This is a genomic window from Pseudomonas sp. B3G-3, assembly GCF_028640915.1.
Taxonomy (GTDB): domain Bacteria; phylum Pseudomonadota; class Gammaproteobacteria; order Pseudomonadales; family Pseudomonadaceae; genus Aquipseudomonas; species Aquipseudomonas chlororaphis_I.
This window is the reverse complement of record NZ_JAQZAB010000077.1, coordinates 74,102-88,709: the sequence shown is the minus strand read 5'-3', so window position 1 is coordinate 88,709 and position 14,608 is coordinate 74,102. Positions and strand designations below refer to the sequence as shown.

15 protein-coding genes are annotated in these 14,608 nt (G+C 60.7%); all 15 read right to left on the bottom strand.

Going from position 1 to position 14,608, the window contains the following annotated elements; all coding sequences use genetic code 11:
- Positions 1-191: 191 nt before the first annotated feature.
- Entirely contained in the window at positions 192-605 is a 414-nt protein-coding gene (locus PVZ80_RS09175; protein ID WP_273863715.1) for a hypothetical protein, read from the bottom strand.
- Between the two features lie 54 nt (positions 606-659).
- Positions 660-1,457 carry an amidohydrolase gene (locus tag PVZ80_RS09170; RefSeq protein WP_038634887.1) on the bottom strand — a complete coding sequence of 266 codons (798 nt, stop codon included), beginning with the start codon at positions 1,455-1,457 and terminating at the stop codon, positions 660-662.
- Complete coding sequence (locus tag PVZ80_RS09165; protein WP_273863714.1) at positions 1,445-2,593, bottom strand: pyridoxal phosphate-dependent aminotransferase; 1,149 nt, start codon at positions 2,591-2,593, stop codon at positions 1,445-1,447. The genes PVZ80_RS09170 and PVZ80_RS09165 overlap by 13 nt, the downstream gene beginning before the upstream one ends.
- A 190-nt stretch (positions 2,594-2,783) precedes the next feature.
- Positions 2,784-4,256, bottom strand: coding sequence for a ribosome biogenesis GTPase Der (der, locus tag PVZ80_RS09160; RefSeq protein ID WP_038634893.1), 1,473 nt, complete (start codon positions 4,254-4,256; stop codon positions 2,784-2,786).
- A gap of 139 nt (positions 4,257-4,395) precedes the next feature.
- The gene (gene bamB, locus PVZ80_RS09155; RefSeq protein ID WP_009050636.1) at positions 4,396-5,547 is read right to left on the bottom strand and encodes an outer membrane protein assembly factor BamB; all 1,152 of its coding nucleotides are present in this window, start codon (positions 5,545-5,547) and stop codon (positions 4,396-4,398) included.
- Positions 5,540-6,181 carry a tetratricopeptide repeat protein gene (locus PVZ80_RS09150; protein WP_007929540.1) on the bottom strand — a complete coding sequence of 214 codons (642 nt, stop codon included), beginning with the start codon at positions 6,179-6,181 and terminating at the stop codon, positions 5,540-5,542. The genes bamB and PVZ80_RS09150 overlap by 8 nt, the downstream gene beginning before the upstream one ends.
- 40 nt (positions 6,182-6,221) lie before the next feature.
- Entirely contained in the window at positions 6,222-7,511 is a 1,290-nt protein-coding gene (gene hisS / locus PVZ80_RS09145) for a histidine--tRNA ligase (RefSeq protein ID WP_009050637.1), read from the bottom strand.
- Between the two features lie 37 nt (positions 7,512-7,548).
- Positions 7,549-8,658 (bottom strand): flavodoxin-dependent (E)-4-hydroxy-3-methylbut-2-enyl-diphosphate synthase, encoded by a 1,110-nt coding sequence (gene ispG / locus PVZ80_RS09140; protein WP_007929536.1) that lies wholly within the window; start codon positions 8,656-8,658, stop codon positions 7,549-7,551.
- Between the two features lie 3 nt (positions 8,659-8,661).
- Positions 8,662-9,687, bottom strand: a complete 1,026-nt coding sequence (locus tag PVZ80_RS09135; protein ID WP_273863713.1) for a RodZ domain-containing protein — start codon at positions 9,685-9,687, stop codon at positions 8,662-8,664.
- On the bottom strand, positions 9,687-10,445 hold the full coding sequence (gene pilW, locus PVZ80_RS09130; protein ID WP_009050639.1) for a type IV pilus biogenesis/stability protein PilW: 759 nt from the start codon (positions 10,443-10,445) through the stop codon (positions 9,687-9,689). The genes PVZ80_RS09135 and pilW overlap by 1 nt, the downstream gene beginning before the upstream one ends.
- A gap of 12 nt (positions 10,446-10,457) precedes the next feature.
- A complete protein-coding gene (rlmN, locus tag PVZ80_RS09125; RefSeq protein WP_007929531.1) occupies positions 10,458-11,606 on the bottom strand; it encodes a 23S rRNA (adenine(2503)-C(2))-methyltransferase RlmN in 1,149 nt (382 codons plus the stop codon).
- A 29-nt stretch (positions 11,607-11,635) separates the two neighbouring features.
- Positions 11,636-12,061 (bottom strand): nucleoside-diphosphate kinase, encoded by a 426-nt coding sequence (ndk, locus tag PVZ80_RS09120; protein WP_007929529.1) that lies wholly within the window; start codon positions 12,059-12,061, stop codon positions 11,636-11,638.
- 94 nt (positions 12,062-12,155) lie between these two features.
- Complete coding sequence (gene iscX / locus PVZ80_RS09115) at positions 12,156-12,356, bottom strand: Fe-S cluster assembly protein IscX (protein WP_007929528.1); 201 nt, start codon at positions 12,354-12,356, stop codon at positions 12,156-12,158.
- Positions 12,357-12,370: 14 nt separating this feature from the next.
- Positions 12,371-12,712, bottom strand: a complete 342-nt coding sequence (fdx, locus tag PVZ80_RS09110; RefSeq protein ID WP_007929527.1) for an ISC system 2Fe-2S type ferredoxin — start codon at positions 12,710-12,712, stop codon at positions 12,371-12,373.
- A 3-nt stretch (positions 12,713-12,715) separates the two neighbouring features.
- A complete protein-coding gene (hscA, locus tag PVZ80_RS09105) occupies positions 12,716-14,578 on the bottom strand; it encodes a Fe-S protein assembly chaperone HscA (protein WP_124312045.1) in 1,863 nt (620 codons plus the stop codon).
- Between the last annotated feature and the right edge of the window lie 30 nt (positions 14,579-14,608).

Here is a 14,608-nt window from a genome sequence, read left to right as displayed (position 1 = left end):
CCATCAGGCTTGATCGTGACGACAGAAAAGCCCTCCCAAAAAGGAAGGAAAGTATTAATATCGTGCATAAGAACGCCGGTTTTTTAGATGTGTTTGCTCGCACGAACATCATCAATCAAATCGGCGTTCTTGTTTCTGTGTTTCCCGGAATTCCGTGAAGAACCTTTTTTATTGTGTATTTATTGCCTCACTCAGGCAGTGGTATTGATCCGCGCCGTCAGCGCCTGGAGCAAGGCCGCCTGCAACACCTGCAGGTTGTTGGCGGTGATCGCGATCTGCACCTGCACCTCCAGGGCCTGTTGCGCCTTCTGCTCATCGCTCGCCTGGCCCTTCTGCACCCCGGACAATTGCGACTGCTGCTCGGACAGGGTCTTTTCGGTCTGGTCGATCTGCTTCTGCAACTGCGCGACGATGTCAGCAGTGGACGACGTGAAATCGGCCTTGGCGCCGTATTCCTGCATGTCGACACTCACCGAGTCGCGGTCTTCGGCAATGCTCTTGTCCTGCACCTCGAGCGGGCTGGCCTGCTGCTCGGCGATGTTGAGCTTTTGCGGCGCTGCCCCCAGCGGGAATGGATTGATGCTCGCAGCACTGATAGTGGTCATGATGAATCTCCCTGAAAATCCTCTTACCCCTTAACGGCCCACCCCGACAGATCTTTAAGCCTGGGTGAACTCGAAGGTGTCGGCATCGAGGTAGGCTGGAAAGCGCGCGCGATAGGCCGCCAGGTCCGCGGCATTCAGGCAGACCTGGAATACCCCGTCGGCCTCACCGGCGCTGAGCAGGGTCTCGCCCTGGAAATCCAGCACCTGGCTATCCCCGGTGTAGGCAAACCCCTTGCCGTCGGTACCGACCCGATTGACCGCCGCCACATAACACAGGTTTTCGATGGCCCTGGCCGGCAACAAGCGATTCCAGTGCTGACGCCGCGCCCCCGGCCAGTTGGCCGTGTACAGCAGCAAGTCGGTATCCCGCGCATCGCGGCTCCATACCGGAAAACGCAGGTCGTAGCAGATCAGCGGCCTGACCCGCCAACCCTTGAGTTCGAACTGCACCTGGCGCTCGCCCGGCGTGTAGTGATCATGCTCGCCCGCCATGCGGAACAAATGACGCTTGTCGTAATGCCAGACCTCGCCGTCGGGACGTGCCCATAGCAGGCGGTTGCGGTGGCTGCCGTCAGCAGCCTGGATAATCACGCTGCCGGTGACCACCGCATCGAGCCTGGCGGCCTGGATGCGCAGCCACTTGCTGGTCGGACCGTTTTCCGCCTCGGCGAGGGCTTCGGACTCCATGGAAAATCCGGTGGTGAACATTTCCGGCAGGATAATCAGGTCGGCGCCCCGGGCCTGCTCGAGCAACAGCTCGAAGTGCTCGAGATTGGCCTGGCGGTCGTGCCAGACCAGGGAGGTCTGGACCAGCGCCACGTTCAGATTGGGTAAAGCACTCAGATCACGCATAGCTTCTCCGCTGCCTGACGCAGCGTCTCCTCACGTTTGGCAAAGCATAGCCTTACCAGACGCTGTCCTTGCGGTGGCTCGCGGTAGAACACCGAGACCGGAATGGTCGCGACGCCGTGCTCGCGGGTCATCCAGATCGCCATCTTGACGTCATTCAGGTCCGGGCGGATCTGCGAGTAGTCCACCAGTTGGAAGTAAGTACCGGCCACCCGGGTAAAGCTGAATCGTGAAGGCCCCAGCAGGTCGCAGAACAGGTCGCGCTTGGCCTGATAGAAAGCGGGAAGCTCTTCGACATGTTCCGGGTGTTCGACCATGTAGTCCGCCAGAGCGTACTGCAAAGGGGTCACGCCGCAGAAGCTGACATATTGATGCACCTTGCGCAGCTCGGCGCTCAGGGCCGGTGGAGCGACCACATAGCCGGTTTTCCAGCCGGTCACGTGATAAGTCTTGCCAAAGGAACTGACCACGAATGCCCGCTGGTACAGCTCTTCATGGGCCAGCACGCTGACGTGGGGGATGCCGTCGAATACCAGGTGTTCGTACACCTCGTCGCTGACCAGATAGATGTCCCGATCACGAATCAGCGCCGCCAACTGATCCAGCTCGGCACGGCTGATCAGGGCACCGCTGGGGTTGTGCGGCGCGTTGAGAATGATCATCCGCGTACGCGGGCTCAGCGCCTCGCCGAGCTTCTGCCAGTCGATGGCGAAATCGTTCAGGCCCAGCTGCACATGAATACAACGGCCGCCGGCCAGCTCCACCGAAGGCTCATAGCTGTCATAGCAAGGATCGAAGACGATCACTTCATCACCGGGCTGGATCACCGCCTGGATGGCACAGAAGATCGCCTGGGTGGCGCCCGGAGTGATGGTTACCTCAGTCTCGGCATTCACCTGCACGCCGTAACTGCGGGCGATCTTGGCCGCCACTTGCTGGCGCAAGGCCGGCAGGCCGGTCATTGGCGCATATTGGTTGTGGCCGCTGGCGATATGCCGGGCGACCGCATCGCGCAGGGCCTGCGGACCATCGAAATCGGGAAAACCCTGGGACAGGTTCAGCGCGCCGGTTTCCACGGCGAGCTGCGACATTTGCGTGAAGATGGTGGTGCCGACATTCGGCAGCTTACTGGTGATCATGGGTGATTCCCTGCTGAACACCCGGCTCTACGGCGGCACGGGGAGGTCCCGAGAATAGCCCAAAGGGCGGCGATTAAAAAAGGGTCCCTCAAGGACCCTTTTTAATCGCAGCTACAAGCTGTAAGCCATAAGCTGCAAGCCCTGCCGCTTTTTTACTGGTAGCTTGTGGCTTGCAACTCGAAGCGCTGTGTCAGCGCTTGTCCTTGCGCTTCTTCTCGGCCTTCTTGTGGTGTGTCATCAAGCGACGCTTCTTGTTGACCTGACGGTCGGTGAGCGTGTTCTTGTTGCCTTCATACGGGTTTTCACCGCCCTTGAATTCGATGCGGATCGGCGTGCCGACCAGCTTCAGAACACGCCGGTAGGTGTTTTCCAGGTAGCGCACATAAGACTTCGGCACCTTCTCCACCTGGTTGCCGTGGATCACGATCAGCGGCGGGTTGGCACCACCCAGGTGGGCATAACGCAGCTTGATGCGACGGTTGTTGACCATCGGTGGCGCGTGCTCGCTCACGGCGTCTTCGAGAATCTGCGTCAGACGGCTGGTCGGCCAGCGGGTTACCGCGGACTTGAAGGAGTTCTGCACCGACTGGTAGAGGTTGCCCACGCCAGTGCCGTGCAACGCCGAGATGAAGTGGATGTCGGCGAAGTCGACGAAGAACAGCCGGCGCTCCAGCTCGGTCTTCACATAGTCACGCTCGCGCGGGTCCATGCCATCCCATTTGTTCAGGGCGATGACCAGGGCCCGGCCTGCTTCCAGGGCGAAGCCCAGCAGGTTCAGGTCGTGGTCCACCACGCCTTCGCGGGCGTCCATGACGAAGATCACCACGTTGGCGTCCTTGATCGCCTGCAGGGTTTTGACCACCGAGAACTTTTCGACTTCCTCGTGGATCTTGCCGCGCTTGCGCACACCGGCGGTGTCGATCAGCGTGTACTTCTCGTCGTTACGCTCGAAGGGAATGTAGATACTGTCGCGGGTGGTACCGGGCTGGTCGTAGACGATGACCCGGTCTTCGCCGAGCATGCGGTTGACCAGGGTGGACTTGCCCACATTCGGCCGGCCGATGATGGCGATCTTGATCCCGTCTTTTTCACTCGGGCCCGGAATGCGCTTGGCTTCCTCGCCTTCGGCTACGACTTCTTCCTCACCCTCTTCCGGCTCGTCTGCGTCGTCTTTCGGGAACTCGCGCAGGGCGATTTCCAGCATCTGCGTGATACCGCGGCCGTGAGCACCGGCGATCGGGATCGCGTCGCCCATGCCCAGCGGAGCGAACTCGGCACGCGCCATGTCCGGGTCGATATTGTCGACCTTGTTGGCAATCACGTAAGAGGTCTTGTTCCGTTTGCGCAGGTGCTCGCCGATCATCTGGTCGGCCGCGGTGAAACCGGCCTTGGCGTCTACCAGGAACAGGACGACATCGGCTTCTTCGATGGCCAGCAGCGACTGCTCGGCCATCTTTTCGTCCATGCCATGCTCGTCACCGGAGATACCGCCGGTGTCGATCAGAATGTAGGTACGCCCTTGCCACTTGGCCTCACCGTATTGGCGATCACGGGTCAGACCGGACAGGTCGCCGACAATGGCGTCGCGAGTCCGAGTCAGGCGGTTGAACAAGGTGGACTTGCCGACGTTCGGTCGGCCCACCAGGGCGATTACGGGAACCATGCGGCTCTCCACTGCGTTAATTCAGAAAATACAAAAGCCGCTGCGAGGCAGCGGCTGGTGCTCGGGGCAGCACATGGCGTGCTGCGAACCTTGCCAGGGCAAGGCCGCTTGGGGATCAACCCCAAGCATAGTCAAACCATTACTTGATGGTCAGGGCTTCCAGTTTGCCGCTGTTGCCATACACATAAATCATGTTGCCCACCACCAGCGGACGCGCACGCAGACCATCGCTGTCGATACGCTCACGGCCAACGAAGCGACCGTCCACCTGGCTCAGCAGGTGCAGGTAACCTTCCAGGTCACCGACCGCCACGTAGCTGGAGAAGACTTCCGGGGCTGACAGTTGGCGGCGAGCCAGCGAGTCGTTGCTCCACAGTGCAGTGGTGGAACGCTCGTCGACGCTTTCGACTGTGCCGGAAGACAGGCTCACATAGACGCTGCCGAAACCTTGAGCGACACCCGCATAGCTGGAAGCATCGCGCTGCCAGAGCGGACGACCGCTTTCCAGGTCCAGCGCCGCTACGCGACCCTGGTAGCTGGCGACATACAGGGTGCCGCCGGACAACAGCAAGCCACCGTCGATGTCGACCACACGATCCAGCTCGGAACGGCCTTGCGGAATGGCCACGCGCTGTTCCCACACCGGCACGCCGTTGCGGATATCCAGGGCCACCACTTTACCGGTCGACAGACCGGCGACCGCCAGGCGATTGGTAGTGATTGGCGCACTGGTGCCACGCAGGGTCAGTACCGCCGGGGTGCTGTCATAGACCCACATCTGGTTGCCGGTGGCGGCGTCGAGGCCGATCACACGGTCATCCTGGGTCTGGACCACAACCACATCGCCGTTGGTGGATGGCGGAGCCAGTACTTCACTGGTCACCCGCGCACGCCACTTCTCTTCGCCGCTCGAAGCATCCAGGGCGACTACTTCGCCCTTGAGGGTACCGATCATGACCAGGCCGTAACCCACGCCAACGGCACCGGACACAGGCAATTCCAGGTCCTGTTTCCATTTGACGTCGCCGTTCATGCGATCCAGCGCTTCTACCACGCCAGTGACGTCGGCGGCGTAGATGGTGCTGCCGTCGATCGCCGGAACCAGCATGTTGTAGGTTTCGCCCTGGCCGTCACCGACCGAACGGCTCCACTGTTTCTGCAGGACCACTTCTTCTTTGAAGTCGACCAGTTCGGCAGGTGGCAATTCTTTCTTGCTGTTGCTGCTGCAACCCGCGGCCAGAACGGCCAGAGCCAGCAATGCTGCATGTTTCCAACGGATCACGTCACGCATCCCCTTTGGCCAGGTCGTCCAGCTTGATTTGTAGGCCACCGACTGCCGCTTCATCGGACAGCGCAGCCTTGGCTTTTTCGTACGCAGCATGGGCTTCGTCGGTACGGCCCAATTGGACCAGCAGGTCGCCCTTGAGCTCTTCGCGAGTGGCCAGGAATGCCTTGTCGGCATCGCCTTCGAGCAGCTTCAGCGCTTCATCTGCCTTGTTCTGCGCCGCCAGGACCTGGGCCAGGCGCTGACGGGCGATCTCGCCCAGCGTCGGGTTGGCCGGCTTGTCGGCGATGGCTTTGAGTTCGGTCGCCGCGTCGTCCAGTTTGCCGGTGTCGACCGCCACCTTGGCGACGAACAGGCTGCCGTATTGCGCGTACGCAGTACCGCCGAACTCGCTGTTGAGCTTGCCGGCCAGGTCTGCGACACGGGCTGCATCCGGCTTGCCGTCAGGCGTCAGCGTGGTCTCCAGCAATTGCTGATAGAGCATCGAGGCGCCTTGCGACTGATTGTTCTGATACTTGTGCCAGGCCTGCCAGCCGAACACGATGACCAGCGCCAACAGGCCGCCGGTGACCAGGGGTTTGCCGTTGCGCTGCCACCAGTCCTTCAAATCCGCCAGCTGTTCATCTTCGGTACTCGACACCCCAATACTCCTTATTCGCTAAATCGGCTGTTTGACAGCTTCAACCCTGCACGACGCAGGTGGCCAGGTGTGCAGCGAGCGCATCCCAGGCAATGCTTTGTTGTTCGCCCTGGCCACGCAGGGGTTTGAAACCTACCACTTGCTGGGCCAGTTCGTCGTCACCGAGGATCAGTGCGTACAACGCACCGCTCTTGTCGGCCTTCTTGAACTGGCTCTTGAAGCTACCGGCGCCGGCGTTGATCTGCAGGCGCAGGTTCGGCAATTGATCACGAACACGCTCACTCAGCGCCAGTGCGGCCAGTTCGGCAGCTTCCCCGAAGGCGCAGAGGTAAACGTCGACCTGACGCGAGATCTCTTCCGGGATCTGCTCCAGGGTTTCCAGCAGCAGCACCAGACGCTCGATGCCCATGGCAAAACCAACGCCTGGGGTCGGCTTGCCGCCCATCTGCTCGACCAGACCGTCGTAACGGCCACCGGCACAGACGGTGCCCTGGGCGCCGAGCTTGTCGGTGACCCATTCGAAAACGGTCTTGCTGTAGTAATCCAGCCCGCGCACCAGCTTCGGGTTGATCACATAAGGGATACCGGCGGCATCCAGACGGGCCTTGAGACCCTCGAAGTGCACGCGGGACTCCTCATCCAGGTAGTCGGCCAGCTTGGGCGCGTCCACCAGCACGGCTTGAGTGTCCGGGTTCTTGGTGTCGAGCACGCGCAGCGGGTTGGTTTTCAGGCGGCGCTGGCTGTCTTCGTCCAGGCTGTCCATGCGCGCCGAGAGGAACGTCACCAGCGCATCGCGATAACGTGCACGGGCTTCGGCGGTCCCCAGGCTGTTCAGTTCGAGCTTGACCGCATCACGGATACCCAGCTCGCCCCACAGGCGCCAAGTCAGCACGATCAGTTCGGCGTCGATGTCCGGACCGTCGAGGTTGAAGACCTCGCAACCGATCTGGTGGAACTGGCGATAACGGCCTTTCTGCGGACGTTCGTGGCGGAACATCGGGCCGATGTACCAGAGTTTCTGCACCTGGCCACCGCCGGTGATGCCATGCTCGAGCACAGCGCGCACGCACGCCGCGGTGCCTTCCGGACGCAGGGTCAGGGAGTCGCCGTTGCGGTCGTCGAAGGTGTACATCTCTTTTTCGACGATGTCGGTCACTTCACCGATGGAGCGCTTGAACAGCTCGGTGAACTCGACGATCGGCATACGGATCTGCTTGTAACCGTAGTTATCCAGCAAACGTGCAACGGTGCCCTCGAAATAGCGCCACAGGGGCGTCTGCTCGGGCAGGATGTCGTTCATGCCACGAATGGCTTGCAGAGACTTGCTCACTATAAATCCTTAAATTCGTTCGGCTCTTCAGTCGGGCTCAGCCGCGCGCGATCAGCGCTGCGTCGGCTTCGACCTTTTCGGCCGCCTTCTCGCGGATCAGCTTTTCCAGTTGATCCACAAGATTGTCATTCGTCAGTTTCTGCGACGGCTTGCCGTCGATATAAATCAGGTTCGGCGTCCCGCCGGTCAGGCCGATATGCGCCTCTTTGGCTTCGCCCGGACCGTTGACCACACAACCGATGACCGCCACGTCCAGCGGCACCAGCAGATCCTCGAGACGCCCTTCCAGTTCGTTCATGGTCTTGACCACATCGAAGTTCTGCCGCGAACAGCTCGGGCAGGCGATGAAGTTGATGCCACGGGAACGCAGATGCAGGGACTTGAGAATGTCGTAGCCGACTTTCACTTCTTCGACCGGGTCGGCCGCCAACGAGATGCGAATAGTATCGCCAATCCCTTCGGCCAGCAGCATACCGAGGCCCACGGCGGATTTCACCGTGCCTGAACGCAAACCGCCGGCTTCGGTGATCCCCAGGTGCAGCGGCTGGATGATTTCCTTGGCCAGCAGGCGATAGGCCTCGACGGCCATGAACACGTCGGAGGCTTTCACACTGACCTTGAAGTCCTTGAAGTTTAGGCGCTCGAGGTGCTCGACGTGACGCAGGGCAGACTCCACCAATGCAGCCGGGGTGGGCTCGCCATATTTCTTCTGCAGGTCCTTTTCCAGGGAACCGGCGTTGACGCCGATACGGATCGGGATCCCGCGATCACGGGCCGCGTCCACCACCGCACGCACGCGATCTTCACGACCGATGTTGCCGGGGTTGATCCGCAGGCAATCGACACCCAGTTCGGCCACGCGCAGGGCGATCTTGTAGTCGAAGTGGATGTCGGCAACCAATGGCACCTTGACCTGCTGCTTGATACGGCCGAAGGCTTCGGCCGCGTCCATGTCCGGTACGGAAACCCGCACGATATCGACGCCGGCGGCTTCCAGACGGTTGATCTGGGCCACAGTGGCCGCCACATCGTTGGTGTCGCTGTTGGTCATGCTCTGCACGGCAATGGGGGCATCGCCACCCACGGGTACCGAGCCGACCCAGATCTTGCGGGATTCGCGACGTTTGATTGGAGATTCGCCGTGCATGACTTATTGACCTAACTTCAGGCGAGCAGTCTCGCCACTGGTGAACGGAGCCACATCGACCGCTTGTCCGTTGTAGCTGACCTGTGCACCACGGGCATAACCCAGGCGCACGGCAAATGGCGGCTTGCCGGAAACATCGGCGGTCTCGCCCTTGCGCTTCAGGCCACTCAACAGCACTTTACCGCTGCCATCGGTGATCTGGGTCCAGCAATCGGCTGTGAACTGGATATGTACCTGACCGGCGCCAGCTACAGGCGCGGCGGCAGGTGCAGTTGGAGCTGCCGGGGCAGCCGGTGCGGCGACCACTGGCGCTACAGGGGCTGGCGCGGCCGGAGCACTCGGCGCGGGTGCTGCCGGTGCCACGACCACTGGAGCAGAAACAACCGGAGCAGCAGGTGCGGCAGCCGGAGCACTTGGCGCCGGGGCCGCGGCATTTGCTTGGGCCTGGCCTGGAGCCGGGGTTTCAGGCAGGGCCAGGGCGGTTTCGCCTTCGGTCTGGCCTTCCACGACCGCCTGGTCTTCCGGTTCGTCGATCGGATGAATCTGCGTGGTGCCGTCGGCCCCTTCGACTTCGACATGTTCCTGATTGAGACTGATCAGCTCCTTGGTGCGCACCGAGGTCTGATCCTGCCACCAGATAAAGCCGCCGCCGATCACTGCGATCAGCAGCAACAGGCTGACGATGCGCAAAATGGTGTGGGAGACCCGTACCGGCTCTTCGATACGGCCCAGGCTGTGCACATTGCTGCCCTGGGAATCGGTGCCCGTGTATTGGTCGAAGGCCTGGACCAGAACGGCCTGGTCCATCCCCAGCAACTTGGCATAGGCACGGATATAACCACGGGCAAAGGTATGCCCCGGCAGCTTGTCGAAAGCACCGGCTTCCAGGTTGCTCAACGAGCTGGCGGTCAGATTGAGCTTGAGGGCCACTTCAGCCAGCGACCAACCATTGCTTTCGCGGGCCTGACGCAGGGTCTCACCGGGGTTGACGCGAGTCGCTGCTAGAACTTCGGGATGCGCCGCTTTCATCATTGCTCCGACAGGTATTGCTGATATTCCGGCGAACCGGGATAGAGTCGTTTTAATTGCAGGCCGTAACTGGCGGCCTTGTCGCGATCTTCAAACACCGTTGCCAGCCGAACGCCGAGCAATAGACTACGTGCATTTTGCTCGCTCAGCAGGCTAAAACGATCGTAATAGTCGCGTGCGGGCACATAATGCCTGTCTTCGAAGGACAACTCAGCCATTTCCAGCAATGCGCGAGGCTGCTGGCGGTTCAGGCGCAGGGCTTTTTCCAGGTGTTGCCGGGCCAGATCACGATCACCCAGCATCACGGCGGTCATGCCAAGGTTCTCGAACACTCGGGATCGCTCGGGGTACAGGGTATCAGCAGCCGCCTGTTCAAAGCGCTGATAAGCATCTTTGTAACGTTTTTCTTCAAAGAGAAAGCTGCCGTAGTTGTTCAGGATACGGGCATCGGAGGGACGCGCGGCCAGGGCCTTGCGGTAATGCTGGTCAGCCAGCTCGGGTTCCATTTCGGCCTGGAACACCAGCGCCAGGGCGGCATTGGCGTCAGCGTCGGACTCGTCCAGCTCCAGGGCCTTTTTCAGCGGCACTTTCGCCCGCTCGGTCATGCCTTGCTGCAGATAGCCCAGGCCCAACTGAACATAGGCCTCACGCGCCTCGTCCCGCCCCTTGCTTGTCTTCATCGGGTTGAAATCCCCCGAAAGAACACAGCCAGCCGACAGGCTGACAAAAAGCAGAAGCAGCGCGACGCGCAAGGTCATGGAGATCCTCTCTCAGGTACGATTCGCAGCGCTTTGCGGCATATCGGCATCGGCGCTCAACTCGCGCACGGCGATATAACGTTCGCTACGACGGGTGCGATCCAGCACCTGCCCGACCAGTTGTCCACAGGCCGCATCGATGTCTTCGCCACGCGTGGTGCGCACGGTGACGTTGAAGCCTGCGTGATGCAGTTGATCCTGGAACCGGCGAATGGCGTTGTTGCTCGGCCGCTCGTAACCGGAATGCGGGAACGGGTTGAACGGGATCAGGTTGATCTTGCAAGGAATGTCCTTGAGCAACGCGATCATCTCGACAGCGTGTTCAACCTTATCATTGACGTCCTTGAGCAGCGTGTACTCAATCGTCAGCACACGTTTCTCGCCCAGCGACGACATGTAGCGCTGGCAGGATTCGAGCAGCATCTTCAGCGGGTACTTCTTGTTGATCGGTACCAGCTGGTTGCGCAGCGCATCGTTCGGTGCGTGCAGGGACAACGCCAGGGAGACGTCGATGTGCTTGGCCAGCTCATCGATCATCGGCACCACGCCGGAGGTCGACAGGGTCACGCGGCGCTTGGAGATGCCGTAGCCCAGGTCGTCCATCATCAGGTGCATGGCCGAGATGACGTTGTCGAAGTTCAGCAGCGGCTCACCCATGCCCATCATCACCACGTTGGTGATGGCACGGTCGACGGTCGCCGGGACGCTGCCAAAGGATTTGTTGGCAATCCACACCTGGCCGATAACTTCTGCGGCGGTGAGGTTGCTATTGAAGCCTTGCTTGCCGGTGGAGCAGAAACTGCAGTCCAGGGCACAGCCTGCCTGGGACGAAACGCACAAGGTGCCGCGTTTGCCCTGGGGAATGTAAACGGTCTCGACGCAGCTGCCGGACGCCACGCGCACCACCCACTTGCGGGTGCCGTCGCTGGAGATGTCCTCGCTGACCACTTCCGGACCACGAATTTCGGCAACGGCCTTGAGCTTTTCGCGCAAGGCCTTGCCGACGTTCGTCATGGCGTCGAAATCATCGACGCCAAAGTGGTGAATCCATTTCATTACCTGACCGGCACGGAAACGCTTCTCCCCGATTGAGTCGAAGAATTTTTCCATTTCCGGTTGAGTCAGACCCAACAGGTTAGTTTTGCCAGTCGATGTAGTCATGGTTTCACCTTCACTCACGGGCCTTTGGCTTAGCGAGTGGTCACTTCGGTGGAAGCGAAGAAGTAAGCGATTTCGCGTGCAGCAGCGGCTTCGGAGTCCGAACCGTGAACGGCGTTGGCGTCGATGGATTCAGCGAAGTCAGCACGGATGGTGCCGGCAGCAGCTTCTTTAGGGTTGGTAGCGCCCATCAGCTCACGGTTCAGAGCGATAGCGTTTTCGCCTTCCAGAACCTGAACGACAACCGGACCGGAAGTCATGAAAGCAACCAGCTCGCCGAAGAAACCACGAGCGCTGTGCTCAGCGTAGAAGCCTTCAGCTTCGGCTTTCGACAGTTGCTTCATTTTCGAAGCTACAACGCGCAGGCCAGCTTTTTCGAAACGGGTAACGATCTCGCCGATGACGTTTTTTGCAACAGCGTCAGGCTTGATGATGGAGAAAGTACGTTGAACAGCCATGGTGTAACTCCAGAAACGGTGATTAAAGCGAAAAATTAAACCCGCGAATTATACGCGGGTTTATAGGGATTGCCTAACTGCGTACGGGACAGACTCAGTCTGCTTCTTCGATCCAGGCGGCCTGAATTGCTTCAAGAACCTTCTCGCCACCGCGAGCCGGATCGTCGCTGAATTCCGGCAGTGCCAGAACCCATTGGTGCAGATCGACAAAGTTTACGTACCGCGGATCCACATCCGGCTTGGACTCAGCCAGCTGGATCGCGATTTCCAGCACATCAACCCATTTCAGACTCATGATGATTCCTTGAATCAGTGCGGCGCTTCGGCCGCATGGTTGAGCGAGTATTTCGGAATTTCGACGGTCAGGTCTTCCTCGCCGACGATCGCCTGACAGGATAGACGCGATTGCGCCTCCAGGCCCCAGGCCTTGTCCAGCAGGTCTTCTTCCAGCTCGTCGGCTTCGTTCAGCGAGTCGAAACCCTCGCGAATGATGCAGTGGCAGGTGGTGCAGGCGCAGACGCCGCCGCAGGCGCTCTCGATCTCGATGTGGTTGTCATGCGCCACTTCGAGAATCGAGGTACCCGGTGCAGCCTCTACAACCAGGCCATCCGGGCAAAACACGGCGTGTGGCAGAAAAATGATCTGCGGCATCAGTTATTCCTCGATTTCATTCAGATTGCGCCCCGCCAGAGCGGCTTTCACCGTCGAGTCCAGGCGGCGGGCAGCAAAAGCATCGGTCACTTGCGACAGACGCTTGGTCTGCTGCTCGATGGCGTAACCATCGGTGCCACGCATCAATTCACTCAATTCCTGCATTTGCAGCTCGATGACCATGCGCTCTTCGGCATCCAGCAGACGCTCGCCGTCTGCTTCCAGAGCGCCCTGCACCGCTTCGATCAGACGCTGGGCATCGACCTGCTGCTCACGCAGCACGCGGGCGACCTTGTCGTCGCTGGCGTACTGGAAGGAGTCCTTGAGCATCCTGGCGATTTCGCCGTCGGTCAGGCCGTAGGATGGCTTGACCTGGATGCTGGCTTCAACGCCCGAGCCCAGCTCGCGAGCGGACACGCTCAGCAGACCGTCGGCATCGACCTGGAAGGTCACGCGGATCTTCGCCGCTCCGGCGACCATGGCCGGAATACCGCGCAGCTCGAAACGCGCCAGGGAGCGGCAGTCGCTGATCAGCTCGCGCTCGCCCTGCAATACATGAATCATCATGGCCGACTGGCCATCTTTGTAAGTGGTGAAGTCTTGGGCACGGGCAACGGGGATAGTGGTGTTACGCGGAATCACCTTCTCCATCAGCCCGCCCATGGTTTCCAGCCCCAGGGACAGCGGAATCACATCAAGCAGCAGCAGTTCGCCACCATCGCGCTTGTTGCCGGCCAGGGTATCGGCCTGGATCGCAGCACCAATGGCCACCACCTGATCCGGGTCGATCTCGGTCAGCGGCTGGCGACCGAACATTTCGGCGACAGCTTCGCGAACCCGTGGAACACGGGTCGAACCGCCGACCATGACCACCGCCTGGACATCTTCCAGCTCGACATTGGAATCACGCACGGCGCGACGGCAAGCCTTGAGGCTGCGCGCCACCATCGGCTCGATCAGGGCATCGAAGGCTTCACGGGTCAGCGGCGCCGACCAGGTGCCATAGGTCACGTCGACCGATGAGGCATTGGTGAGCGCTTCCTTGGCGGCGCAGGCGATTTGCAGCAGATTGCGCTGCTTACCCGGATCGAGATCGGCGGACAGGCCGGCGCTCTCGATGATCCAGCCAGCGATCGCATGATCGAAATCGTCTCCGCCCAGGGCGCTGTCGCCACCGGTGGCCAGCACTTCGAAGACGCCGCCGGTCAGGCGCAGAATGGAAATATCGAAGGTCCCGCCACCCAGGTCATAAATGGCCACCACGCCTTCAGCGTGTTGATCCAGACCATAGGCCACGGCCGCCGCGGTCGGCTCGTTGAGCAGACGCAACACGTTGAGACCAGCCAGCTTGGCCGCATCCTTGGTCGCTTGACGCTGCGCATCGTCGAAATAGGCCGGAACGGTGATCACCGCCCCCACCAGCTCACCGCCCAGGGTCGACTCGGCGCGCTGGCGCAAGACCTTGAGGATGTCGGCGGAAACTTCCACCGGGCTTTTCGGGCCCTGGATGGTGTCGATGAACGGCATGTGCGACTCGCCGTCGACGAAGCGGTACGGCAGCTGTTCGCCCAATTGCTTGACGTCGGACAGACCACGCCCCATCAAGCGCTTGACCGACAGCACAGTGTTCAAGGGGTCGGCAGACGCCGCCAGCCTGGCGGACTCGCCCACCTCGACATGGTCGGCGTGATAACGCACGGCAGACGGCAGGATGACCTGCCCGTTGGCGTCGGCCAGCGGCTCGGAAAGACCACTGCGCAAGGCAGCGACCAGCGAATTGGTAGTACCCAAGTCGATCCCCACAGCCAGGCGACGCTGGTGCGGTTGAGGACTTTGGCCGGGTTCGGCGATCTGCAGTAGGGCCATGTTTATCTGGACTTATCTGAATATCAGGCG

Excerpts from the sequence above, each read along its gene's own strand:
- fdx (WP_007929527.1), bottom strand. The coding sequence starts at position 12,712 with ATGCCGCAGATCATTTTTCTGCCACACGCCGTGTTTTGCCCGGATGGC.
- PVZ80_RS09165 (WP_273863714.1), bottom strand. The coding sequence starts at position 2,593 with ATGATCACCAGTAAGCTGCCGAATGTCGGCACCACCATCTTCACGCAA.
- ispG (WP_007929536.1), bottom strand. The coding sequence starts at position 8,658 with ATGCACGGCGAATCTCCAATCAAACGTCGCGAATCCCGCAAGATCTGG.
- ndk (WP_007929529.1), bottom strand. The coding sequence starts at position 12,061 with ATGGCTGTTCAACGTACTTTCTCCATCATCAAGCCTGACGCTGTTGCA.
- pilW (WP_009050639.1), bottom strand. The coding sequence starts at position 10,445 with ATGACCTTGCGCGTCGCGCTGCTTCTGCTTTTTGTCAGCCTGTCGGCT.
- bamB (WP_009050636.1), bottom strand. The coding sequence starts at position 5,547 with ATGCGTGACGTGATCCGTTGGAAACATGCAGCATTGCTGGCTCTGGCC.
- rlmN (WP_007929531.1), bottom strand. The coding sequence starts at position 11,606 with ATGACTACATCGACTGGCAAAACTAACCTGTTGGGTCTGACTCAACCG.
- iscX (WP_007929528.1), bottom strand. The coding sequence starts at position 12,356 with ATGAGTCTGAAATGGGTTGATGTGCTGGAAATCGCGATCCAGCTGGCT.
- hscA (WP_124312045.1), bottom strand. The coding sequence starts at position 14,578 with ATGGCCCTACTGCAGATCGCCGAACCCGGCCAAAGTCCTCAACCGCAC.
- PVZ80_RS09135 (WP_273863713.1), bottom strand. The coding sequence starts at position 9,687 with ATGAAAGCGGCGCATCCCGAAGTTCTAGCAGCGACTCGCGTCAACCCC.
- der (WP_038634893.1), bottom strand. The coding sequence starts at position 4,256 with ATGGTTCCCGTAATCGCCCTGGTGGGCCGACCGAACGTCGGCAAGTCC.
- PVZ80_RS09170 (WP_038634887.1), bottom strand. The coding sequence starts at position 1,457 with ATGCGTGATCTGAGTGCTTTACCCAATCTGAACGTGGCGCTGGTCCAG.
- PVZ80_RS09175 (WP_273863715.1), bottom strand. The coding sequence starts at position 605 with ATGACCACTATCAGTGCTGCGAGCATCAATCCATTCCCGCTGGGGGCA.